The following is a 23,360-nucleotide window of genomic DNA, read 5'->3' as shown; positions in this document are numbered from 1 at the left end:
CCAGGAGCGTGATTCATGCTTGCCTCAATTCAGCGGAATGCCACAAAATGCGGCGATCAGCACGTAAATTAGCAAGAAAAATGATTATATCCCGTTACCAATGGAAAAGGCCGGATCTCCCACTTCGGAAATCCGGCCTTGTTCAAGGGAGTGCCGCTGTTCAATGCGGCTGCGGTTCGAGGCCGGCTTCGGGCTCGTCACCCTTGGTGGCAGGCCGTGCGCCGGCCTTCGGAACGGCTGAGCCGCGGCTTGGCGGCGAATCATCACCGAGATCGCGGGAAGGCTTTTCGCCGCGGATCAGCGCCTTGATCTCTTCGCCGGTCAGGGTCTCGTATTCGAGCAGACCTTCGGCAAGGGCGACGAATTCATCGTGCTTTTCCGTCAGGATCGTGCGGGCCTGCGTATAGGCTTCGTCGATCAGCCGGCGCACTTCATTGTCGATCTTCTGCGCGGTTGCTTCCGAAACATTCTTCGACTGCGAAACCGAATGGCCGAGGAAGACTTCCTGCTGGTTCTCGCCATAGGCGACCTGACCGAGTTGATCGGAAAAGCCCCACTGCGTGACCATGGCGCGGGCAAGTTTGGTCGCCTGCTCGATGTCGGAGGAGGCACCCGAAGTGATGTTCTCCTTGCCGAAGGTGAGCTCTTCGGCGACGCGGCCGCCCATCATGATGCAGAGGCGCGAGACCATCCACTTGTAGCTCATCGAGTAGCGGTCGCCCTCGGGAAGCTGCATGACCATGCCGAGCGCACGGCCGCGCGGAATGATCGTCGCCTTGTGCAGCGGATCGGCGACGGCGACATTGAGCGCGGTGATGGCGTGTCCGGCTTCATGGTAAGCGGTGAGCTTCTTTTCCGCCTCGGTCATTGCCGAGGAACGGCGCTCGGCGCCCATCATGATCTTGTCCTTGGCGTCCTCGAATTCCTGCATGGTGACGACGCGCTTGTTGCGGCGGGCGGCCATGAGAGCGGCTTCGTTGACAAGGTTCATCAGGTCGGCGCCGGAAAAACCGGGCGTACCGCGGGCGAGGATCTTGAGATCAACATTCGGCGCCAACGGAACGTTGCGGGCATGCACCTTGAGAATGCGCTCGCGGCCGACAATGTCGGGGTTCGGCACCACGACCTGTCGGTCGAAACGGCCGGGACGCAGCAACGCCGGATCAAGAACGTCGGGACGGTTGGTCGCAGCGATCAGGATCACGCCTTCATTCGCCTCGAAGCCGTCCATTTCGACCAGCAGCTGGTTCAGCGTCTGCTCGCGTTCGTCATTGCCGCCGCCGAGACCGGCGCCGCGATGACGGCCGACGGCATCGATTTCGTCGATGAAGATGATGCAGGGCGCATTCTTCTTGGCCTGCTCGAACATATCGCGCACGCGGCTTGCACCGACGCCGACGAACATTTCGACGAAGTCGGAGCCCGAAATGGTGAAAAAGGGCACGTTGGCTTCGCCGGCAACCGAGCGGGCGAGCAGCGTCTTGCCGGTGCCCGGAGGGCCGACGAGCAATACGCCGCGCGGGATCTTGCCGCCGAGACGCTGAAACTTCTGCGGATCACGCAGGAATTCGACGATTTCTTCGAGATCCTGCTTGGCCTCGTCGACACCGGCGACGTCTTCGAACGTCACGCGGCCATGCGCTTCGGTGAGCAGCTTGGCTTTGGATTTGCCGAAGCCCATCGCCCCGCGTGAACCGCCCTGCATCTGCCGCATGAAGAACAGCCAGACGCCGAGAATCAGAAGCATCGGCAGCAGTGTTCCGAGATAGCTCAGAAAGCCGGAAGAACCATCAGTCTCCGGACGCGCGGTGACGGCCACGTTCTTGGCCTGCAGGCGGTCGAGCAGACTGTCGTCGATCACAGGCGAATAGGTCTGGAAGGTATTGTTGTTCTCCAGATATGTCCCGGTCAACCGGTTACCGGTGACCACGACATCCTTCACGCGGCCCGCATCCACCTCACGCAGGAACTGCGAATAAGGGACTTCGCGGGAGCCCGTTTGCACCGGCGCCGTCTGAAACATACTGAAAAGGGCGATCAGCAGAAGCGCTATGATCGCCCACAAGGCGAAATTTCGTAAGTTAGGGTTCATTGAACTCCCCAGCATGGAACAGCCGCCTCATGGCGACCGTCTTATTCCTCTCTAACATAGGGTTGCGCCGTGCGATTGCCAAGGCGACACTCCAGGTCAGATGGTTTTTCCGTCAATACTTCTTAAAGGCAGCCTCGCATAGGGCGCCGTCGCGAAAACCGCCGAAAGCCTATTGGCAAAGATGAAGTCAAATCGTGTCAAAAAGCGGTCGAAGGGTGCGAAATAGGGTGTTAGTTCGACCATGCGGGCGGATTCCTCAGATAAAGGGTTTCCTTCGGCAGATAAAACCGGCGCCGCAGCCATGGCGCGCTTCCATGCACCCTTGGGAAGGCGCCCGTCCGACCCTCCCTCATTCCTGTCCTCGGACTTGATCCGAGGGATGTCGCAGGAATCCAGCGCGCCCAAGTCCTTGGGCGCGGGAGACTCTTCAAGCATTATTGAGTCATTCACCGCGCCGACGCGCGGTGGCTGGATTCCTGTGACATCCCTCGAATCAAGTCCGAGGACAGGAATGAGGGAGTGTCCGGCCTGGGCTTCCACCCCTATAATCGTTCCAGACCTATTTACAGCCCCGAACCTGCCATCCCAAACCCCAGCCTCTCCCGGCCGCAGAACCAGGGGCAATATCCCCCGGCTCTCGCGCGCCAGATGAAGCCCGTCACGTCTGAGATCGAACACTACCCTGCCGGCGGTCATCCGTCCAAGCCTGCTGCCGGTGACAAATGTAAGAACCCGGTCCATCTGTGCCCTGCCCGGCACGAAAGGTTGCCCACCGAAGATGGCTGTCAGACGGCCGAGTGCATAATCAAGGACTGCCCGATCCTGCCGCAACCCGTCAGGCGTCACCTGTCCGAGCAGACCTCCGTGAAGCGTGAAATGACGATCCAGCCAATCTGCTCCCCTAGCCGAAAGAGCCAGCCGTGCTTCCCAAGCCGCGCGGATATTCCTCTCGGCACCTGCATCGGCCGAAAGCTTCCGGCGTGTCCGCACGCGCTCGTAAGTCACATCTTCGTTGCTCGGATCATCGATCCACGGCACGCCCCGCTCTTTGAGGAAAGCGCGGATATCTGCCCGGCTGGAAAAGAGAAGCGGCCGTAAAATCCAGAAGCGCCGGTTGAAGAGCACCGCATCCGCAATGCCGGTCGAAATCTGCTCCGTTCGCATCCCACGCATCTGCAGTGTTTCGCGCTGGTCGTCGAACGTATGGCCAGTGACGATGAGATCGGCTTCGAAACTTTCGGCCGCCGCCGCAAGCAAGCCATAACGTGCCTCTCGGGCCGCAGCCATGATACCGGTTTTCGGCTTGTCGCCCTGCCAGATCATGATGATGTGGGGAATGCCGAGCGATGCGCAAAGGGCTGCGACTTCACGCGCCTCGTCTGCGGAGCCGGCACGCAACGCATGATCGACGGTCGCAGCGCAAAGAAAAATCTTGAGATGGGGCGCGGCCTTCACGGCTTCATCGAGCAGAAGAAGCAGGCCGGTGGAATCGCTGCCGCCTGATATCGCGACGAGAATGCGCGCGGGGCTTTGAAGCGACGTGAGAAACTGGAGGATCGCCCGTTGAGGCGATGCGGCATCCGGAGACATTCCGGAAGGCCTTAGCAGGAGAGGCGCTTCTGTTCGCTCGCAACCTTACTTATGACGGCACGCGAGGCCTTCGGATAACGCTTCGACACTTCGCGCAGCGTTGCACAGGCCGTCTCGGTATTGTCGAGGGCTGCAAGCGACATGCCGAGCTTCAGCAGCATTTCCGGCGCCTTTTCCGATGTGCCGTATTTCTGATGCGCATTGAGGAAGGTCTTGGCCGCCTCATTGTACTTGCCCTGCGAATAGAGCGCTTCGCCGAGCCAGAAATTGGCGTCCGCCGCCCGCGCGCTGCTCGGGTATTGGGTGATGTACTGCGTGAATTCCTGTTCGGCCGTGCTGTAATCACCGGATAGCACGTGGCCGTAGGCGGCCTTGTACTGGTCGGCCTCGCTGCCGAGCGAGGCGGTCTGCTGCGGCGTTTTGCTATTGGCATCGGGAAGTGGCCCGGAACCGATCGTGGCATTTTCGTCGACGCTTCCGCCGATCGGATTGCCGTTCTGATCGAAATCGATCGAGCCGAGCTCCTTCGGCGGCTGGCCGAGGCCGCTATTCTCCGGCACGCTCGTGGAGGGAGCCGTTTCGGCTCCCTGCGGTGCTTGGATCACCTTGGCAATGTCGTCCCCGCCGGAGGCTGCCGGAGCGGCATCGGTCTCGCTCTTCTTGACAGGGGCCTTGGCGGCACCGCCGGCACCGGTCTTTTCAAGCTGCTGGAAGCGGAATTCATTGTCTTCCTGCTGCTTGCGGATCGTCTCCTGCATCTGCAGAAGCTGGAAGCTCATCTCCTCGATCCGGCCGTTCAACTGCCGCAACTGCTCTTCGAGCTGCTGCACGCGAACCTCCGCATCGCCGCTCTGCACTTTGACGACGGGCGGCGCCGCCTGGTTTTCCGCGGATCGGCCGCCGAGATGTAGCCCGAAGAACGAGGCCGAATAGGCCGCCCGTTCGCTTCCGGTCACAGCCGCGAGGCACAGCATGCCTGCCACGACAAATTTCTTCATATGTATCGTCCTGTCCCAGTGATTCTTCGCACCTCGATGGCACGAACAGGAGATTTTTCCAATTGCTTTCAAAAAGCAACGGAGTCTGGCCAAAGTGTGGTCAAAAAGAAAAGGCGGCCCTGAGGGGACCGCCTTTCGAAAAAGCGAATTGTTGCTCGGCAATTACATGCCGGCGCCGCCAAGCACGGTAACCGCGCGGCGGTTCTGCGACCAGCAGGAAATATCGTCGCAGACGGCGACCGGACGTTCCTTGCCGTAGGAGATCGTCTTCAGGCGCTGCGCCGGGACACCGCGCGAAGCGAGATAGTCCTTGGCGGCAGCCGCACGGCGGGCGCCGAGCGCGAGGTTGTATTCGCGCGTGCCGCGTTCGTCGGCATGGCCTTCGACGGTGATCTGATAGTTCGGGTAGCGGCCAAGCCACTGTGCCTGACGGTCGAGCGTCTGCGAGGCATCGGCGCGGATCGACGAGGAGTCGGTGTCGAAGAAGATACGGTCGCCGACATTGACCGTGAAGTCCTGGGCCGAGCCCGGCGTTGCAGCACCTGCACCGCTGCCGAGGCCGAGGTCGCCGGCGCTGTTCGGCGGCTTCTTGGCGCAGCTTGCGAGCGCGAGGCCGGCGATAAGCGCGATCATGACGGGGTTGCGGGCGAAATTCTGCATGCGGCTCATTGCCGGGGTATGAATTCGGCTCATGGCCGGTCTCCTTGCGATTTCATCAGGGTTTCCGGACAGTAACCGCACTCGGTTAACCGCCCCTCAAAGATTATGGTTAACAATTTGCTACTTTGTCCCTTGGCCGCTCGGTTCCATGACTTTGGGGCGACAAGAAGGCAGCAGCGCATCGCCTACTCCATAAGCGGCGACCAGGCCGGGTCGGAGCCGTAGGTCGGCGTCTTCACGAGCTGCTCGTTGTAACCGGTCAGATCGATCGAATAGAGCTGCGGACCGCCCGACCCCGCAGCCTGGCGGAAGAACATCAGCACGCGGCCGTTCGGCGCCCAGGTCGGGCCTTCATTGTGGAAGCCGGTCGTCAGGATGCGCTCGCCGGAACCATCCGGCTTCATCACGCCGATCGAGAACTTGCCGCCGGCCTGTTTGGTGAAGGCGATGAGATCGCCGCGCGGCGACCAGACCGGCGTCGAATAGGAGCCGTCGCCGAAGGAAATGCGGGTCTGGCCCGAGCCATCGGCGTTCATCACGTAGATCTGTGGCTTTCCGCCGCGGTCGCTTTCGAAGCTGACGCGTGCTCCGTCAGGCGAATAGGAGGGCGACGTGTCGATCGCTGCCGTCGAGGTCAACCGCGTCGTCGTGCGCGAGCGCAGGTCCATCGTATAGATGTTGGAATTGGCATCCTGCTGCAGGCTCATGATCACCTTCTGACCATCCGGCGAAAAGCGCGGCGAGAAGGTCATGCCGGGGAAATTGCCGACGACCTCGCGTTGCCCGGTTTCGAGCTGCAGCAGATAGACCCGCGGCTGCTGGTTGGCAAAGGACATGTAGGTCACTTCCTGCCGGCTCGGCGAGAAGCGCGGCGTCAGCACGAGATCGCTGCCATCGGTCAGCATCCGCACGTTGAAGCCATCCTGATCCATGATCGCCAGCTGGCGCTTGCGCTGCTGCTTGGTGCCTGATTCGGAGACAAAGACGACGCGGGTATCGAAATACCCCTCTTCGCCGGTGATCTGCTTGTAGATCGCATCGGCGATGATGTGAGCCACACGGCGCCAGTTCTCCGGCTGCGTATAGAACTGCTGACCGGTCATCTGCTGTCCGGCAAAAGTATCCCACAGGCGGAATTCGGCACGAAGGCGGCCATCCGCTTCCTTGGTAACCCGGCCGGTGACCAATGCCTGGGCATTGATGACCTTCCAGTCCTCGAAGCGCGGCGAAGCGTCGGGATTAGAAATCTTCTCGATGAAGGCGGTTTTGTTGATGGGTGCGAAAAGACCGGACCGCTGCAAGTCGGCGGCGATGACTTGCGAGACTTGCGCGCCCATGTCGCCCTGGAAATCAGTCACCGCGATCGGAAGCGGCTGGATATTGCCCTTGTTGATATTGATCTCGACAAGCGCGTTCGCCGGAGTCGTAAAGACTGCGGCCCCGACTAGACCGGCAACGACCATCAGGGCGCGGATGAGGGAACACTTGACCATATCAAAACAAGCCTTTCAGCACTTTATAGGTTCAGTTGGCTGGCGTCGAAGTACAAAACGACTTCCTTCCAGGCATCGTATTTATCTTTTGGTAGCATCGCGTAAGGAGCTGCACGGACAATTGCGCGAAGAGCTGCGTCGGTAATGATTTTACGTGTACGTTCGCTGCCACCACTGACCTCCGCGTCGGGTGTTCCGATAATGCGACCGTCCCTATCGAGGCGCACACGGAACCTTAAATGAACGCTGGCGGCATCCTTCAGGCCCGCAGGAAGGACAAAACGATTTGTGATGGCATTTCGCATCGCATCGATAACGGGCATACTTAAAATCGTTGCTTTTGAGTCAGTTTTTTCCCGACTCATCGCCTCCGCATGTCCATCAGGCGGCAGTGAGAAAGCAGCCATTAACATCGTCAGCGGCCCGATAGACTTCGCGAAATGGGATAAGCTACTCAACATTTAGATTCCCAGATCGCTGGCATCGAAGTTGAGATCCATCTCGTTCCAGCCGTTTTCTCCCTCATATTTGTCTGCAGGCAAATTTTTGAGAGGAGATGATTTCATAACAGCGCGGTAGACACTGCTCTTGAGCGCTTGACGTGTTGAATCCGGCCCGCCTGAAGCAATGACCTCGGGATCGCCAACGACATTACCGGCCGGATCAAGTTGAACACGAACCTTAAGATGAACCTCGTTAGCGCCCGCCAACCCGGAAACAACCGTCCAGTTGCCAGAGATCTGGCCGCGTACGGCATCAATCTCGCTCTGGCTAAGGGAAGCACCACCATTGCTTTTCTTCGCACCAAGTGATGCTTCCTGAGTCGAGCGCTTCGCCCCCCCAGCGGAAGGGTCGGTCTTATTCAGCAGCGCAGCAACCTCGTCGGCATTGAAGTCGCTCTTCATCGATGAGGCGGATTTCGCCACTTCCTGCTTCTTGTCCGCCTTCTTCTTGTCGGTCGGTGTGTCGGCGGTCTTCGGCTGATCCGCAGTCTTTTCCGGCGGCTTTTCGACGGGCTTCTGTGGTTCCGGCGGCTTCACCTGCGGCTTGGCGACAGGCGTCGGTACATTGTCCGGCAGCGCCTCGGCATCGGGCTTCGGCGGTTCCTCCGGCTTGGCCTGTTCTTCCGGCGGTTTTTCCTCGGGCTTCGGCGGCGTCACTTCGACAGGCTTCGGCGGGGGAATCGAGGCGACCTCCTTGGGCTGCTCGACTTCCGTTTCCTCCTTGACGATCTCCTTCACGTCATTCGGGACAGGATCGGTCTTCGGCATCGGCTTTTCGCTCGAATTCGCCGCGGCAGCTTCGCTATTGCTCGGCTTGGCGTTCGGGACTGGCGGCGTTTTCATGTCGACATTGTTGTCACCGGCATTCTCGGCCGGCTGTGCGATCGGCGGCCGCGTCGTCGGCACGGGCGCGGAAGTCTCCTTCTTCGGAGCCTTCTTGTCGCCCTGCTGCATCTGGGTAATGGTTTCCACCGGCACGAGATCGACCGGCATCGCCTCGAAATCCTCTACCTTGAAGGATTCCGGAGCGCCGAGCGATACCATCGCCCAGGTGAGCACCAGGCCGTGCAAAACAGCAGATGTGATGACACTGGCCTTCATATTGAGCGCTATTGGTCCTTCTTCTGCTGCGTCACGAGGCCGATATTCTTGAAGCCAGCGCCCTGAATACGGGCCATGACATCGGCGATGACGCCGTAGGGCGCTGTCGCGTCGCCGCGCACGAAGATACGTTCGTTATAGCCGGTAGTGGCGATCGCCTCGAGCTTGGCGGCGATCTCCGCGGCCGGGATCGGTGTTTCCTGCAGGAACACCTCGCCGTCATTCTTGACGGAAATGGTGATCGGCTGCGTCTCGGAATTCAGCGCCTTGGCCTGCGTTTCCGGCAGGTCGATCGGCACGCCGACGGTCATCATCGGTGCCGCGACCATGAAGATGATCAAAAGCACCAGCATGACGTCGACAAGCGGCGTCACGTTGATTTCGGAAATCACGGCCTTGTTCCGACCGCCGCGACGGCGGCGTCCGCCGCCCCCGCCGCCATTGCCTCCAACAGCCATACCCATGTCAGAATACTCCGTTGCTTACTGAGCGGCAGCGCGCGGCTGCAGTTTCTCGTCGATCTGGCGCGAAAGTATGGCGGAGAATTCATCCGCGAAACCTTCCATGCGGCCCGAGAGTTTGCCGGCATCAGCAGAGAACTTGTTGTAGGCGATAACTGCCGGTATAGCGGCGACGAGGCCGATCGCGGTGGCAAGCAGCGCTTCGGCGATACCGGGCGCTACGACCGCAAGGTTGGTCGACTTCGAGCCGGCAATCGCCTGGAACGAGGTCATGATGCCGACGACCGTACCGAACAGACCGATGAACGGACCGGCCGAGCCGATGGTCGCGAGCGATCCAAGGCGGGCGCCGAGAAATTCGGTCTCACGGGCGAGCGTCACGTCCATCGCGCGGTCGATACGCATCTGCAGGCCGATCGGCGAGCGGGCGCCGCGTTCGAAGGATTTCTTCCACTCGCGCATGGCGGCCACGAAGATCGCCGCGAGCCCCGTATTGTTGCGTTCCGACAGCGAGCGGTAGAGTTCTTCCAGCGACTGGCCCGACCAGAACACCTGTTCGAACTTGTCGAACTGGCGCCGTGCACGGCCATAGGCCAGGTATTTGTCGATGACGATCGCCCACGTCCACACCGAGGCCGCGATGAGCCCGAGCATGACGAGCTTGACGACGATGCCGGCCTGCATGAAAAGCGACCAGAGGCTGACGTCCGTCGTTGCTGCTGCCAATCCTACTTGTTCCATTGGTCCAAAATCCCCGAATCCAAACGCCCGGTGCTGGACCGGGCGGCACAAACTGATCTCGCAAGAAGTGTCCGGCGGCCGCCGCCCAAAGCCCTGGTCAAACTTCCAAGCTCATCTTCCGCCTTCTTGCCGTCAAATTTGGTCAAAGGAAGGCGTGCACCGCACAAACTCCGACTTTCCCAGTAAGACACTATTATGGTTAATAGATCGTTAGTGCCGGACTGTGACAGTAAGCCTGTGTTTGGAAGATTTCGTTCCATGGATTACTTGACCGGAGCAAGGTCCGGCTGCCGAAAGAGCGCTCATCCTGCGGCGCGGGAATTCCTTCACATAAAGTTCAAGTTTTGACAAGACCTGAATTTCAAGCGATTCTGACTTACAACGGCGTGCTGCCCTCCAGGAATTTCACCGCCAGCGTTTCCGGCAGCCGCCTCGGCCGCCCCCGGGCGTTGATGACTGCGATGATCACCTTGGCGGCAATCAGCAGCGTCTCGCCCGAGCGAATCTGCTGATTGAGCACCATCTTGGCGCCGCCGGCTTTTTCCGTATGCGTCAGGATCGTCAGCACATCGTCCATGCGCGCCGGGCTCTTGAAGTCGATCTCCATGCGGTGGACGACGAAAACCAGCCCCTCCTCATCGGCGCTGACGAGTTCGCGCTGCTCGACGCCGAGGCAGCGCAGATAATCGGTGCGGCCGCGCTCCAGGAAATGCAGGTAGCGGGCGTGATAGACCAGGCCGGAGAAGTCCGTATCTTCATAATAGACCCGCTGGACGAGGCGGTGTCCGGCCTCCGTGAGCTCTCCCGAAATGGAAAAAGGGCGTTCCGTCATAATTTTCTCCAAACTCAGGTGCCCTGTTTGGCGCAACGCTTCCAGACAGGCAAGCATTGAATGCCAGACCGGCAAGCATTGAATGATTGTCACAATTCCTAACTATTCCCGATAATGAGCGACCAATCAGGAGACGATGCGATGAAGATTGCGGTTATGGGCGGAGACGGTTTCATTGGTTGGCCAACGTCGCTGCATCTCTCCGATGCCGGGCACGACATCCATATCCTCGACAATCTCTCGCGCCGCTGGATCGACACCGAACTCGGCGTGCAGTCGCTGACGCCGATGGATTCGATCCAGGAGCGCACACGCATCTGGCATGCCGAAACCGGACGCCGCATCCACTTCAATCTGATCGATCTCGCCAAGGATTACGAACTCCTGAAGAACTGGCTTTCCGAACATCGCCCGGATGCCGTCATCCATTTCGCCGAACAGCGGGCCGCGCCCTATTCGATGAAGAGCGACCGCCACAAGAACTACACGGTCAACAACAATGTCAGCGCCACGCACAACCTGCTGAACGCGCTGACGGAGCTCAATCTCGATACCCATCTCATCCATCTCGGCACCATGGGCGTCTACGGCTATTCGACGGTCGGGGCGGCGATCCCAGAGGGTTACCTGCCGGTCGGCATCGAGACCGCAGGCGGCGAGACGGTCAGCCAGGAGATCCTCTATCCCTCCAATCCCGGCTCGATCTATCACATGACCAAGTGCCTGGATCAGCTTCTCTTCCAGTTCTACGCGCGGAATGACGGCCTGAGGATCACCGATCTGCACCAGGGCATCGTCTGGGGCACACATACCGAGCAGACGCGACGCCACGCGCAGCTGATCAACCGTTTCGACTACGACGGCGATTATGGCACGGTGCTGAACCGCTTCCTCATCCAGGCGGCGATCGGCTATCCGCTGACGGTGCACGGCACCGGCGGCCAGACCCGCGCCTTCATCCACATCCAGGATTCGGTGCGCTGCACCGAGCTGGCACTGAAAAACCCGCCGGCCCGCGGCGCCCGCGTCGAGATCTTCAACCAGATGACCGAAACCCACCGGGTGCGCGACCTCGCCGAGATGATCGCCCGGATGAGCGGCGCCAAGATTGCCTGGCTGCCCAACCCGCGCAAGGAAGCCGCAGAGAACGAGCTGATCGTCCGCAACGAAAAATTCCGCGATCTCGGCCTCGAGCCGATCACGCTGGAAGCCGGCCTGCTCGGCGAGATCGTCGACGTCGCGAAGAAATTCGCCTATCGCGTCGACCGCTCGCGCGTGCCGGCCGTCTCCGCCTGGACCAAGGACATCGCCGCGACGATCAATCACGATCCGGAAGGCAAGCGGCTGAAGTCGGTTTCATGAGTGCTGCAATATGACGAGCGCCAGCGGCACACCAGCCCGTTTCGCCTATGTCACACTCGTCACCAATGTCGACTACGCCATGGGCGCGACCGCGCTTGCCCGCTCCCTGCGACGAACCGACACTGGGGCTGAGATTGTCATTCTCCACACCGGCGGCGTCGATGCTGCTGCCCTTTTGCCCCTGAAAGCGCTCGGCTGCCGCCTCATCGAGGTCGAGCACCTGCCGCTCTCCGCGGCCTTCAACGAGCGCCACGCCCGTGGTCAGCTCCATTCGACAGCTCCTTTCACCAAGGGCCGCAAGCCGGATTTTCATTCGCCGCTCGACAATTTCTGCAAGCTCAGGCTCTGGCAGCTCGTCGAATACCAGCGCTGCGTCTTCATCGACGCCGACGCCCTCGTGCTGAAGAACGTCGACAGGCTCTTCCTCTATCCGGAATTTTCCGCCGCCCCGAATGTCTACGAAAACCTCGCCGATTTCCGCCGGATGAATTCCGGCGTCTTCGTCGCCACGCCCTCGCATGACACGTTCCGGCACATGCTCGAAAGGCTCGACAGGCCGAACGCCTTCTGGAGGCGCACCGATCAGACCCTTCTCGAGACGTTCTTCCCGGATTGGCACGGCCTGCCGGTTTATTTCAACATGCTGCAATATGTATGGTTCACCATGCCGGAGCTTTGGGACTGGAAGAGCATTTCGATCCTGCATTACCAGTATGAAAAACCGTGGGAAAAGGATCATCCCAAGGCAGCGCGACTACAACCTTTGATCGATCTGTGGCACCGTTTCCATGATGGCGGCGACGTGCCTGAGATCACGGCGCTGGACAATCCGGAAGGGGCAGCATGAAGGTACTGGTATCGGGTGGAACGGGTCTCGTCGGCCGGTATGTCGTCGAGGAGCTGCTGGCCGCCGGATATCAGGTGATCGTCGGCGGGCGTCGCGCGCCGTTGCCCCGCCTCTTCTCCCGTCCGGTCGAGTTCGCAGCGCTTTCGCTCGATCCCGACAAGGATCAGATCGATGTCTTCGATGACGCCTATTTCTTCGTCCACGCCGCTTTCAGTCATGTTCCGGGCAAATATCGCGGCGGCGAAGGCGACGATCCCAAGACATTCCACAGGTTGAACCTCGACGGCACCGTCCGGCTTTTCGAAGCCGCCAAACGCGCCGGCACGCGCCGCTGCGTCTTCCTGTCCAGCCGCGCCGCCTACGGCGAACATCCCGAGGCAACCGAACTGGCGGAGACGATGCTGGCCAAGCCCGAAACACTCTACGGCCAGGTCAAGCTCGATGCCGAACGCGCGCTTGCCCATCTCTCCACGCCGGGCTTTGCCGGCGTAAGCCTGAGGGCGACCGGCGTCTATGGCGATCTCTCGCCGAACAAATGGGACGGCCTCATCGCCGATTACCTCGCCGGCCGGCCGGTTGCTGCCCGTTTGGGAACGGAAGTTCATGGCCGCGACCTCGGTCGGGCGGTGAGACTGATGCTGGAGACGGAAAGCACTCGCATCTCCGGCGAGGTCTTCAACGTCTCGGACATGTCAGTCGACACGCGCGATATCCTTTCACCCATCCGCCGCGAGACGGGCTGTCGGCACGCGCTGCCGGCCCCTGCCGATAGCGCCGCACTCAATCCCATGAACACTGCGAAAATCCGTGCGTTCGGCTGGGCGCCCGGCGGCGCGCCTCTGTTCGAGGAGACGATGCAGCGGCTGGCCGCTGCGCTGCCTAAATCCCCAAGACACAGGTCCACGCAAGTCTGACGGTGCAGAATGCGCCAGAATCGCAATCGGGGCCTGAATTAAAAATCAGGGAATTGTTCATGCAGGTCGCAACCACGTCTGCCTCCATCATCTTGCGCGGCGCGTCTTCGACAGCAGCCATTACAGCCGCCGGAAGCGAGACCGATCAGGGCGTGCTGAAGCTGCAGCGCGCCACCCAGGCGCTGCAGCAGATGCGCCAGACCTTGGCGAACTCGGGAGACGAGGCCAAGGCGAAGGCACAACGCAAGCTCGAAGAGGCAAAACAGCAGCTGGAGATGCTGCGCAGCTCCAACATGGCGCCTGAGGTGGTCGCCCGGCTGGCCGCCGAACTGGCGCGCAAGGTCGGCACCGCCGCCTCCGAATTCGCATCATCAGTCGCGACCGGCAGCCCGGCAACGGCTGTTCCGGTGGATGCAACCACGGGCGCTGAGGCCGTCGCAACGAGCGGGGCCGCTGCTGCGCTGACGGATACTTCGGGAGAAACTGCGGCCGGCGAGACCGGCTCGCAGGAACCGGACGCCGCCGCCAACGCCCGCAAGGCCTATGCGAGCGTCGCCGAGGATGCGCCGAAATTTTCAGGCATTTCGACCGATGATCGCGAAGCGATGGAAGAATTCAAGGCGGTGGTGCGCGAACTCAAGCAAGTGCTCGAAAAGGCGATGCGCGAGTTGCGGCAGCAGGACCGGCAGGCCGGGGCCAATATGGCAGGCTTCTCCATCGCCACGGCGACAATACCGACAAGCATCGTCGTCTGACCACCGCTGCCGCCGGCGGCCGAGGCGTGAAACGAGCGTGATACCGTCGCATCCGGCATTTGCATCGGACATCCCGCCGTCTATGCTCGGTCAAATCTCTCAGAACCGGCAGATCCAATGACCGCGAAAGAATTGAAAGCGCAGCTGCGCGACGAACGGCTGTCCGCCCGCGACGCTATCCCCGCCGAGAAACGCGCCTCCAAAAGCCTAGCAATGGCCGACCATGCCGGCGAGGCCGTCGGTTTTGCGCTGGATACGATCGTCTCCGGCTTCCTGCCGATCCGTTCGGAAGCCGATCTCAGGCCGCTGATGGCTCGCTTTGCCGTGCGCGGTGCGCGGCTCTGCGTACCGGCGATCCTCGATCGGCAGACGATCGTCTTTCGCGAGCTGGCGGAAGGTGCGCCCCTCGTCGATACCGGTTTCGGCACGGTCGGCCCCGGCTCGGATGCCGCCATTCTTGATCCCGAGATCATGCTGGTGCCGCTTTCGGCCTTCGATGCCCGCGGCCACCGCATCGGCTACGGCGCCGGCCACTACGACCGCGCCATCAGCCGGCTAAAGCAAAAAGGCCTGCATCCAAAGCTGATCGGCATTGCATTCGACTGCCAGGAAGTGGCACATGTGCCCGACGAGCCGCACGACATAAGCCTGGATGCCATCCTGACAGAAAGCGGCCTTCGCTTTTTTGCCTCTTGGATTGGATAGGGAATGCGGCTGCTTTTTCTGGGTGACATGGTCGGCAAGACGGGACGCACGGCGGTCTGGGACCGCCTCCCCGGCCTGATCTCCGACCTCAAGCTCGATTTCGTCATCGTCAACGGCGAGAACGCCGCCGGCGGCTTCGGCATCACCGAGGACATCTTTCTGGAAACGATCAATGCCGGCGCCGACGTGGTGACGACAGGCAATCACGTCTGGGACCAGAAGGAAGCCGTCGCTTTTGCCGGCCGCCACGATCAATTCCTGCGGCCGGCCAACTATCCGCAAGGCACGCCCGGCCGCGGCTCCGGCCTCTTCTATGCCAGGAACGGCGCGCGCGTGCTCGTCGCCAACGTCATGGGCCGGGTCTTCATGCATCCCGAACTCGACGACCCCTTCAAATCGGCGGAAGTCATCCTCGACGCCTGCCCGCTGAAGGAGCAGGCCGATGCGATCATCTTCGATTTCCATGCGGAGGCGACCAGCGAGAAGCAGTGCTTCGGCCATTTCGTCGACGGCCGTGCCAGTTTCGTCGTCGGCACCCACACACATGTGCCGACCGCCGACGCACAGATCCTGAACGGCGGCACCGCCTATATGTCGGATGCCGGCATGTGCGGCGACTACGACTCCTCCCTCGGCATGGACAAGGAGGAGCCGCTCAATCGCTTCATCTCCAAGATGCCGAAGGGCCGCATGGAAGCCGCGAACGGCCCCGCGACGATCTGCGGCGTCGGCGTGGAAATCTCGGATGCGACGGGACTTGCCGAAAAGATCGCGCCGCTCCGGCTCGGGCCGCGGCTGGCCGAGACGGTGCCGGAGTTCTGGCGGTAACAGGCGACGAGCGGCCATCCAACACGCAATTGTGAGCATCCGCCGTCTGGACCCCTGTGGCCTCATGCCGCATCCTCCCGCCACTCGCGCATAACTCCGAATATCGGAATCGATTTTCGGAGTTATGCGCCGATCGAAGGGTGATAGAGCGCCGGAGGGGTGGCATGAAGCCGCGATATCTTGTCCTCGCTATCGCATACCTTGCGGCCTTCGCCGCGCCGAATCTTGCCGGGGCACAAGAGCAGCGGCCACCGGTCAGCCAGTGCCAGGCGATCGCGCAAACCATCCCCAAGGTGACCTTCGCAAGCTTTTCCGGCGCCCCGCCGCTGGTGCCTGCCGTCTCCGAGGGCGAGGACGTCAAACTGACCTTCCTCGGCCATTCGACCTTCGAGATCGATACGCCCGGCGGCATCGTTATCGCAACCGACTATAATGGCTGGTACAGGCCGGCAACGCCGCCCGATGTCGTGACCATGAACAAGGCGCACACGACCCATTATACCCTGACCCCCGATCCCGGCATCAAACATGTGCTGCATGGCTGGAGCGACGTTCCGGGCGAGAAGGCCGCTATCAATCTCGTCGTCGGCGATGCTTATATCCGCAACGTCCCCACGGATATCCGCTTCAGCTACGGCCTCGGCGGCGCGCATGAGAACGGCAATTCCATCTTCATCTTCGAGATCGCCGGCCTCTGCATTGGCCATCTCGGCCACCTGCATTATGAGCTGACGGATGCCCATTATACCGAGATCGGCCGCCTCGACGTCGTCATGGTCCCGGTCGATGGCGGCCTGACCATGGGCGCCGACAGCATGAGCCGCGTCATCAAACGGCTACGCTCGTCGCTAATCCTGCCCATGCACCGGCGCGGCCCGCCGGTCGAAACCTTCGTCTCGATGTTCGGCAAGGATTTCGACGTCGCCAACGCACCCGATGACAGCATCACCGTTTCGATGCGCACGCTGCCGAAAAAGCCGCTGATCTATGTCTTCAATGGCGTGCGGTAGTAAAAAGGCCCGGCGGCGCCGGGCCTCGCGCATCAGGCGAACTGCAGGTGGCGCTTGATGCCGACATCCGGCATCTTGTCGTCGTCGAGATTGGCCTTGGCGATCTCCCAGCCGAATTTCAGCTTGTTACCTGTGGAAACCCAAATCTCGGCATCGTCGACATGGAGGGAGAGCATGGTGAGCTTGGGGTCCTTCTTGCCGCCGTCATACCAGGCCGCGACGATCGAGCTCCAATATTCCTCGATCTTGGAAGGGTCGGGGCGCACGTCGATCACACCGGCGAGGCAGGCGTGATAGTCGTGATCCTTGCCGATAACGCAGAAATGCGCGCGGCTGCCGGGCTTGATGGCGCGCACGATGTTGGCGTCGGTCTTGCTGTAGAACCAGATGGTATTGGTGGTGGGATCGGCATGCGGCGCCATCGGCTGCATGTGCATATCCAGTCCGGAAATTCCGAGCATGCCGGCATGAACATCGTTGACCTGATCCCAGAGCTGACGTGCTGGATGTTCCTGCGCCTCGCTGAGACTTGCCATGACCGTTCCTTTCCGTTGGATGAAGTTCGGTTGAAACGTCATCCCCCCGCCTTTGTTCCAAACTGCTTTTTCCTTGAACGGGTGCCGTTTCGCTCTTATAAGGCGGCCCATTCCGAACAATGAGACGTGAACAGGGGTGCCATGGCTGGCCATTCACAGTTTAAAAACATCATGCACCGCAAAGGCCGTCAGGATGCCGTGCGGTCGAAAATGTTCTCCAAGCTTGCGCGCGAAATCACCGTTGCCGCAAAGGCCGGCCTGCCCGACCCGACGATGAACGCCCGCCTTCGCCTGGCGATCCAGAACGCCAAGGCCCAGTCCATGCCGAAGGACAATATCGACCGCGCCATCAAGAAGGCAGCCGGTGCCGACGGCGAAAATTATGATGAAGTCCGCTATGAAGGTTATGGCCCCGGCGGCACGGCGATCATTGTCGAAGCCCTGACCGACAACCGCAACCGCACCGCCTCCAACGTCCGCTCGAGCTTCACCAAGGCCGGCGGCGCTCTCGGCGAAACCGGCTCCGTTTCCTTCTCCTTCGACCATATCGGCGAAATCACCTACAAGCTTTCCGTCGGCGATGGCGACAAGGTGATGGAAGCCGCGATCGAAGCTGGCGCTGACGACGTCGAGTCCGACGAAGACGGCCACTACATCACCTGCGCCTTCGAAGCCCTCGGCGAAGTGGCAAAAGCGCTGGAATCGAGCCTCGGCGAAGCCGAAACCGTCAAGGCCGTCTGGCGTGCCCAGAACAACGTGCCGATAGACGAGGAAAAAGCCCAGTCGCTGCTGAAACTCATCGACAGCCTGGAAGACGATGACGACGTGCAGAACGTCTATTCCAACTTCGAGGTCTCGGAAGAAGTGCTGGCGAAGCTCTCGGCCTGAATTTCCTCAGACGATCGTCGATGGAAAACCCGGCCGTGACGCCGGGTTTTTAGTGCCAGTGCGGGTTTTTAGTGCCAGTGAATGTCCGCGTGCATAAGATGCCCGAGGCGCCGCCGGAAACCCTATGCGGCGGCCCGCATGAAATTTCCGAGCCCTGCAAAAAGCTCCACGGATTTCAGCCGCGCCTCGATATCGTGGATCGGCATCGAGATGATCACCTCGTCGGCTTGCGTTTCCCGCAGAAACTCCGTCAATTTCGACTCCGCCGTCTTCGGCGAGCCCACCACGGCATAACGTAGCGTGTGTTCGACATTCATCTTCTCCATCGGCGACCAGAAGCCCTCCATGTCGGTCACCGGACGCGGGAACGGGCCGCGGACATTGCGGCGCAGATTGACGAACTGCTGCTCTGCGGAGGTGAAATGGTAGCGCGCCTCCTCGTCCGTCGCCGCCACCGCACCCATCACGCCGACCATCACATGGGGTTTGTCGAGCGTCGCCGAGGGCTGGAAGCGGTCGCGGTAGATCGCGATCGCATCGAGCAGCATGTCGGGCGCGAAATGCGAAGCAAAGGCATAGGGAAGCCCCAGCATGCCGGCAAGCTGGGCGCTGTAGAGGCTGGAGCCGAGCAGCCAGATCGGGATATGTGAGCCATTGCCGGGAACCGCGAGGATCGCCTGGTTCTCGACCGGCGTATCGAGAAGTTGCTGCAGTTCCACAACGTCGTTGGGGAAGCTGTTTGCGCCGGCCTCGAGGTTGCGCCGCAGCGCCTGTGCCGTACGCATGTCCGTTCCCGGTGCGCGCCCGAGGCCGAGATCGATACGGCCGGGGAAGAGCGCCTCCAGCGTGCCGAACTGCTCGGCGATAACAAGCGGCGAATGATTGGGCAGCATGATGCCGCCGGAGCCGATGCGGATGCGCTTGGTCGCAGCGCCGACATGGCCGATGACGACTGATGTGGCAGCGCTGGCGATCCCCGGCATGCCGTGATGTTCGGCAAGCCAGAAGCGCTTGTAACCGAATTCCTCGGCCTTCACAGCCATCCGCGCCGAGCCATCGAGGGACTGGCGCACGGTGCTGCCTTCGGCAACGGGGGAAAGGTCGAGTATGGAGAAGGGAACCATGGGAAACCTGCCGGGCAGTTGAACGATGCCGTCTATGTAGGTTCGCGCCCGCACCATTCCAAACCATGGACGCAAACAAAAAGGCCGCGCGAGCGCGACCCTTCTGTAAGGTCAGAAACGATCGTTTACCGGTGACGGCGCAGCACATGCACCTCGGCGCTCGGCTGGTGGTGGCCGGGCGGCAGCGTGAAATTGCCGAGCTGGCGGTCCATTTCCAGGGCTTCCGTCGCCAGCCGGTGGATCGCCGCCGTCGTCTCTTCGACCATCGAGGCGTTCTGCTGCGTCATCGCGTCGAGTTCGGCAACGGCGTTATTGATCTCGCGCAACGTATTGGCCTCCTCGCGGGTCGCACTCATGATCTCGTTGATCTGCCCGTTGATCGCCTCGACATGCGCGCCGATGCCCGTCAGGGCAACGCCCGCTTTTTCCACGAGCGTAACGCCGCTTTCGACCTCATGCGTCGATTTCTGCAGCAGGCTGGAAATCTCCTTGGCCGCACTCGATGAGCGCTGGGCCAGCTCGCGCACTTCCATGGCGACGACGGCAAAGCCCTTGCCGGATTCGCCGGCGCGCGCCGCCTCGACACCGGCATTGAGCGCCAGGAGGTTGGTCTGGAAGGCGATGTCGTCGATGACGGAGATGATCGTGTTGATCTGGCGCGAAGAGGCCTGGATTGCCTCCATCGCTGCGATCGTCTCGCGCATGATCTGGCCTGAGCCGGTCGTCTCCTTCTTGGCGTCGCGGGCGATGCGCTCGGCCTGCTCGGCTCGCTCGATCTGCCGGCGGACCGACTGTGTGATGGCGCTGATCGCATTCGCCGTCTCGGTGATCGAGCCGGCCTGGCGCTCGGTGCGCCCGGCAAGTTCGTCGGCGCCGGTGCGCATCTCCTCTGAGCCGGCGCGCACCGCCATCGAGTTGCCGCCGATGGCGGTCATGGTTTCGCTGAGCGTCGCCAGCGCCTCGTTGAAATTGACGCGCAGGCTTTCAAGCTCGTTCGGGAAGCGGGTATCGATCTGATAGGCGAGATCGCCGTTCGCCAGATGATGCAGGCCCTCGTCAATCGCCTCGACCACCTGCTGCAGCGTCTTCGCCTCGGCCTCGCGCTCGGCCAGATTCTGCTGGCGGTCCTGCTCGGCCTGCAGGCGCGTCTCTTCGCTGGCGGCTTCGAGTTCACGGCTTTCGATCAGCGAGTGTCGAAAGCGGTCGAGCGCATTGGCCATCGTGCCGATCTCGTCCTTGCGGTTCAGGCTACCGATCTCGCTGTCGAGCTTGCCGTCGGCGACATCGCGGGTGACGCCGGCAAGCCGCGCAAGCGGCGAAAACAGCAAATTGGTGACGAGCCCGGTCGTGACCGCCATGACGACGAGCACGCCGATGCCGATCATCGTCAGCAGGGTGGCGATCTCGATCGAGCCGGCATTGAGCTCGCTCAACAGCACACTCTCGACCACGAGGAAGCGGTCGCCGCGATAGTCGATGCCGCGGACATAGGCGCGGGCCGCTCCGTCCGCCCGGTCGAAATCGGCAACCGTCATCGCCGAACTGGCAAGCGCGCTCTTGATGAAGGTGAAGGGCGTCGCATCGAGCGTCGCAAGCTTGCCGCTTCCGTCGAGGCCGACGGCGGAACCATCGCCGGAGACGATCGCCGCTCGCGCCGTGCTGCCCTGGACGATGCCCTTGGCGAGGATGCCGGTGACGATATCGTCGCGCACCTTGAAGAGGATGATGCCCTTGGCCGCCCCAAGTTTGACGATCGGCACGGCATAGAAGATCGCCGACTTGCCGCTGCCGGCATCGACGCGAAGGCCGGAAAAACCTGTCGGCGCGGCGTCATCGGTCGCCTTGGCGGTATTCTCGATCGCCTTGGCGAAAGCGATGCCGGCGCCGGTCGCCTTCCAGGCGTCCGACTTCAGATTTTCGGCGAAATCGTCTTGCTTCTTATAGGAATAGAGCACGGTGCCCTCGAGATCGACGATCAGCAGATCGCTGAAGGCGGTATCCTCGAGGTCGCGGGCGACTTCGCCCTGCGTCTTCTCATGGCTTGAATAATAAAAGCCGCTTGGCCCTTCCGGCTTGATGAGCTTCTCGCGCTGGTCGGCGGGGTTGGGGTTGCCTGCTATGAAAACCTTCTTCAGCTCGGCCCGGGCATCCCCCGCGGTCTTCTCGATGGTCTTCCAGCCGCTCTTCAGATTGGTGATCGACATCTGCAGCGCCTCGATGCGCGCGATGGAATTGGCCTGGTTTTCAAGCTGCGTCAGCTGGTCCTGCAGCATGTCGCCGCGAAAGATCAGCACGCTTTCCTTGGCCTTCAGCGCCTGCTCGTCGGAAATGCGGCTGCTGGCGAAATAGGCAAGCACATCGATGACCGCGATCGACAGCACGGTCAGCAGAATGAATGTGGCGATGACCTTAAAGGACAGGGATTGAAATCTCCGAGCCATGTACGACGAACCCCTTCTGAACACGCCTGCCAAGCGCGGGCACGCAGCGCATGCCTGATCAACTGACCTATAAACAGAACATCGGGGGCTTAAATCCTCGCGAAAAGAAGCCCCTCTCGTATTCAATGACTAGAATTCAGGCATCTGTTTTAATTCGCGGTAAATGGCGGGGCCGAAATTCGGGAATGTTTTTGTTTTGTTCACATATCAATGGCAGTTATTTCGCAATCGCTATAGGTTGAACCATGCAAAATACGATTCGCATCGTCGGTATCGATCCCGGGCTTCGCCGCACCGGCTGGGGAATCATCGAGACATCAGGCAATTCCCTGCGGTTTGTGGCATCCGGAACCGTGACCTCCGATGGCGACATGGACCTTGCCTCCCGCCTTTGCCAATTGCACGACGGCTTGGCGGAGATCGTCCACAGCTATAAGCCGGATGAGGCGGCCGTCGAACAGACTTTCGTCAACAAGGATGCAGTGGCGACCCTGAAGCTTGGTCAGGCCCGCGGCATTGCCATGCTGGTACCGGCGCGCGCCGGGCTGCCGGTCTCCGAATATGCCCCGAACGCCGTGAAGAAGGCCGTCATCGGCGTCGGCCATGGCGAAAAGCAACAGATACACATGATGTTGAAGATCCTGATGCCGAAGGTTGAATTCAAGGGCAACGACGCCGCCGACGCCTTGGCGATCGCCATCTGCCATGCGCATAATCGCGGCAGCAACCGGATGCGGCAGGCATTGGCCGGATAGCTTGTTCTTGACTTGTTCCATCGGTAAGGATAATTCTTACTATGAAGGAGCAACAAGATGCGAGTTACGTCCAAAGGGCAGGTCACCATTCCTCGTGATCTCAGGGAACTTGTCGGCATCGAGGCCAATAGCGAGGTCATTTTCTCGATAGAGGGCGGCAAGCTCGTTCTTTCGCCGAGGAACGGCAAGCAGGAGATCGAGGATCGGGGCCGCCTGGATCGTTTCATACAGACGATCCGTCGTCTCGAGGGCACGGGCGATCAGGAGATCGATGCCGAAGACCTTATGTCGATGACCCGTGATCGCTGATGGCCACACTTGTCGATACGAACATACTTGTCGATCTGGCCGTGGTCGGTTCGGACTGGCACGGTTGGTCGCGTCGAAGGATGCTTGACGTCTTCAAAGACGGTCCTGTCCTCATAAACCCGATCATCTATTCCGAATTTTCCGTTCGGTACGACGACGTGGACGAAGTCGATCGACTGCTGCCGCAGGATGAATTCCGCCGCGAGAATCTGCCTTGGCCGGCTGCATTCGCCGCTGCTGCGGCCTTCCGGCTTTACCGTCGCGCCGGCGGTGGGCGCGAACGGATACTGCCCGATTTCTTCATCGGCGCGCATGCGGCGATAAGGGGCTACAGAATTTTGACCCGCGATCCCAGCGGATACCGCTCCTATTTCCCCTCCGTTGACCTTATAACCCCCGAAACGCATCCTTGAGA

General features: G+C 61.0%; 24 protein-coding genes. 11 read left to right on the top strand and 13 right to left on the bottom strand.

The window, feature by feature from the left end; genetic code table 11:
• Positions 1–160 precede the first annotated feature (160 nt).
• From ftsH to ybgC, 10 genes are all read right to left on the bottom strand, one after another.
• A complete protein-coding gene (ftsH, locus tag GFM02_RS24590; RefSeq protein ID WP_020051516.1) occupies positions 161–2,092 on the bottom strand; it encodes an ATP-dependent zinc metalloprotease FtsH in 1,932 nt (643 codons plus the stop codon).
• Positions 2,093–2,188: 96 nt separating this feature from the next.
• Positions 2,189–3,682, bottom strand: a complete 1,494-nt coding sequence (gene tilS / locus GFM02_RS24585; protein ID WP_168323061.1) for a tRNA lysidine(34) synthetase TilS — start codon at positions 3,680–3,682, stop codon at positions 2,189–2,191.
• Positions 3,683–3,693: 11 nt separating this feature from the next.
• On the bottom strand, positions 3,694–4,680 hold the full coding sequence (ybgF, locus tag GFM02_RS24580) for a tol-pal system protein YbgF (protein WP_168323060.1): 987 nt from the start codon (positions 4,678–4,680) through the stop codon (positions 3,694–3,696).
• 162 nt (positions 4,681–4,842) lie between these two features.
• A complete protein-coding gene (gene pal / locus GFM02_RS24575; RefSeq protein WP_020051519.1) occupies positions 4,843–5,373 on the bottom strand; it encodes a peptidoglycan-associated lipoprotein Pal in 531 nt (176 codons plus the stop codon).
• A gap of 152 nt (positions 5,374–5,525) precedes the next feature.
• Positions 5,526–6,833: a Tol-Pal system beta propeller repeat protein TolB gene (tolB, locus tag GFM02_RS24570; protein WP_065281168.1), complete on the bottom strand. Its 1,308-nt coding sequence runs from the start codon at positions 6,831–6,833 to the stop codon at positions 5,526–5,528.
• A 23-nt stretch (positions 6,834–6,856) separates the two neighbouring features.
• Positions 6,857–7,294, bottom strand: coding sequence for a cell envelope integrity protein TolA (locus tag GFM02_RS24565; RefSeq protein ID WP_168323059.1), 438 nt, complete (start codon positions 7,292–7,294; stop codon positions 6,857–6,859).
• A complete protein-coding gene (locus tag GFM02_RS24560) occupies positions 7,295–8,437 on the bottom strand; it encodes a hypothetical protein (RefSeq protein ID WP_168323058.1) in 1,143 nt (380 codons plus the stop codon).
• Between the two features lie 8 nt (positions 8,438–8,445).
• Positions 8,446–8,901: a protein TolR gene (gene tolR, locus GFM02_RS24555; RefSeq protein ID WP_003566333.1), complete on the bottom strand. Its 456-nt coding sequence runs from the start codon at positions 8,899–8,901 to the stop codon at positions 8,446–8,448.
• Positions 8,902–8,919: 18 nt separating this feature from the next.
• Positions 8,920–9,639, bottom strand: coding sequence for a protein TolQ (gene tolQ, locus GFM02_RS24550; RefSeq protein ID WP_003542733.1), 720 nt, complete (start codon positions 9,637–9,639; stop codon positions 8,920–8,922).
• A 376-nt stretch (positions 9,640–10,015) separates the two neighbouring features.
• The gene (gene ybgC, locus GFM02_RS24545; RefSeq protein ID WP_012758853.1) at positions 10,016–10,471 is read right to left on the bottom strand and encodes a tol-pal system-associated acyl-CoA thioesterase; all 456 of its coding nucleotides are present in this window, start codon (positions 10,469–10,471) and stop codon (positions 10,016–10,018) included.
• A gap of 141 nt (positions 10,472–10,612) precedes the next feature.
• Between ybgC and GFM02_RS24540 the strand changes: the two genes are divergently transcribed.
• From GFM02_RS24540 to GFM02_RS24510, 7 genes are all read left to right on the top strand, one after another.
• Positions 10,613–11,833: an NAD-dependent epimerase/dehydratase family protein gene (locus tag GFM02_RS24540; RefSeq protein WP_168323057.1), complete on the top strand. Its 1,221-nt coding sequence runs from the start codon at positions 10,613–10,615 to the stop codon at positions 11,831–11,833.
• Between the two features lie 10 nt (positions 11,834–11,843).
• Complete coding sequence (locus GFM02_RS24535) at positions 11,844–12,680, top strand: glycosyltransferase (RefSeq protein ID WP_168323056.1); 837 nt, start codon at positions 11,844–11,846, stop codon at positions 12,678–12,680.
• Complete coding sequence (locus GFM02_RS24530; RefSeq protein ID WP_168323055.1) at positions 12,677–13,594, top strand: NAD-dependent epimerase/dehydratase family protein; 918 nt, start codon at positions 12,677–12,679, stop codon at positions 13,592–13,594. The genes GFM02_RS24535 and GFM02_RS24530 overlap by 4 nt, the downstream gene beginning before the upstream one ends.
• A 59-nt stretch (positions 13,595–13,653) precedes the next feature.
• Positions 13,654–14,349 carry a hypothetical protein gene (locus tag GFM02_RS24525; RefSeq protein ID WP_168323054.1) on the top strand — a complete coding sequence of 232 codons (696 nt, stop codon included), beginning with the start codon at positions 13,654–13,656 and terminating at the stop codon, positions 14,347–14,349.
• A gap of 117 nt (positions 14,350–14,466) precedes the next feature.
• A complete protein-coding gene (locus GFM02_RS24520) occupies positions 14,467–15,054 on the top strand; it encodes a 5-formyltetrahydrofolate cyclo-ligase (protein WP_020051527.1) in 588 nt (195 codons plus the stop codon).
• Between the two features lie 3 nt (positions 15,055–15,057).
• Entirely contained in the window at positions 15,058–15,882 is an 825-nt protein-coding gene (locus GFM02_RS24515) for a TIGR00282 family metallophosphoesterase (protein ID WP_168323053.1), read from the top strand.
• Between the two features lie 164 nt (positions 15,883–16,046).
• On the top strand, positions 16,047–16,892 hold the full coding sequence (locus GFM02_RS24510; RefSeq protein WP_168323052.1) for an MBL fold metallo-hydrolase: 846 nt from the start codon (positions 16,047–16,049) through the stop codon (positions 16,890–16,892).
• A gap of 32 nt (positions 16,893–16,924) precedes the next feature.
• On the opposite strand, the gene GFM02_RS24505 is transcribed toward GFM02_RS24510, so the two are convergent.
• The gene (locus GFM02_RS24505) at positions 16,925–17,428 is read right to left on the bottom strand and encodes a pyridoxamine 5'-phosphate oxidase family protein (protein ID WP_168323051.1); all 504 of its coding nucleotides are present in this window, start codon (positions 17,426–17,428) and stop codon (positions 16,925–16,927) included.
• Between the two features lie 141 nt (positions 17,429–17,569).
• On the opposite strand from GFM02_RS24505, the gene GFM02_RS24500 reads away from it, so the two are divergent.
• The gene (locus GFM02_RS24500; protein WP_020051531.1) at positions 17,570–18,316 is read left to right on the top strand and encodes a YebC/PmpR family DNA-binding transcriptional regulator; all 747 of its coding nucleotides are present in this window, start codon (positions 17,570–17,572) and stop codon (positions 18,314–18,316) included.
• Between the two features lie 122 nt (positions 18,317–18,438).
• Here GFM02_RS24500 and GFM02_RS24495 read toward each other — a convergent pair whose 3' ends face one another.
• Together GFM02_RS24495 and GFM02_RS24490 are read right to left on the bottom strand one after the other, a co-directional pair.
• On the bottom strand, positions 18,439–19,440 hold the full coding sequence (locus tag GFM02_RS24495) for an LLM class flavin-dependent oxidoreductase (protein WP_168284246.1): 1,002 nt from the start codon (positions 19,438–19,440) through the stop codon (positions 18,439–18,441).
• A 125-nt stretch (positions 19,441–19,565) separates the two neighbouring features.
• Complete coding sequence (locus GFM02_RS24490) at positions 19,566–21,881, bottom strand: methyl-accepting chemotaxis protein (protein ID WP_168271574.1); 2,316 nt, start codon at positions 21,879–21,881, stop codon at positions 19,566–19,568.
• 245 nt (positions 21,882–22,126) lie between these two features.
• Between GFM02_RS24490 and ruvC the strand changes: the two genes are divergently transcribed.
• Genes ruvC through GFM02_RS24475 form a run of 3 tightly spaced genes read left to right on the top strand, consistent with a single transcriptional unit; the run spans position 22,127 to position 23,358 of the window.
• Entirely contained in the window at positions 22,127–22,636 is a 510-nt protein-coding gene (gene ruvC, locus GFM02_RS24485; RefSeq protein WP_003542749.1) for a crossover junction endodeoxyribonuclease RuvC, read from the top strand.
• A 57-nt stretch (positions 22,637–22,693) separates the two neighbouring features.
• Positions 22,694–22,945, top strand: a complete 252-nt coding sequence (locus GFM02_RS24480) for an AbrB/MazE/SpoVT family DNA-binding domain-containing protein (protein WP_168323050.1) — start codon at positions 22,694–22,696, stop codon at positions 22,943–22,945.
• Positions 22,945–23,358 carry a type II toxin-antitoxin system VapC family toxin gene (locus tag GFM02_RS24475; RefSeq protein ID WP_017968117.1) on the top strand — a complete coding sequence of 138 codons (414 nt, stop codon included), beginning with the start codon at positions 22,945–22,947 and terminating at the stop codon, positions 23,356–23,358. The genes GFM02_RS24480 and GFM02_RS24475 overlap by 1 nt, the downstream gene beginning before the upstream one ends.
• Positions 23,359–23,360 lie beyond the last annotated feature (2 nt).

The sequence above is a fragment of the Rhizobium leguminosarum bv. viciae genome (assembly GCF_012276115.1).
In the GTDB taxonomy this organism is placed as follows: Bacteria; Pseudomonadota; Alphaproteobacteria; order Rhizobiales; family Rhizobiaceae; genus Rhizobium; species Rhizobium leguminosarum_T.
Note: the sequence above shows the minus strand (reverse complement) of the source record. Positions and strands in the feature narration are given on the sequence as shown.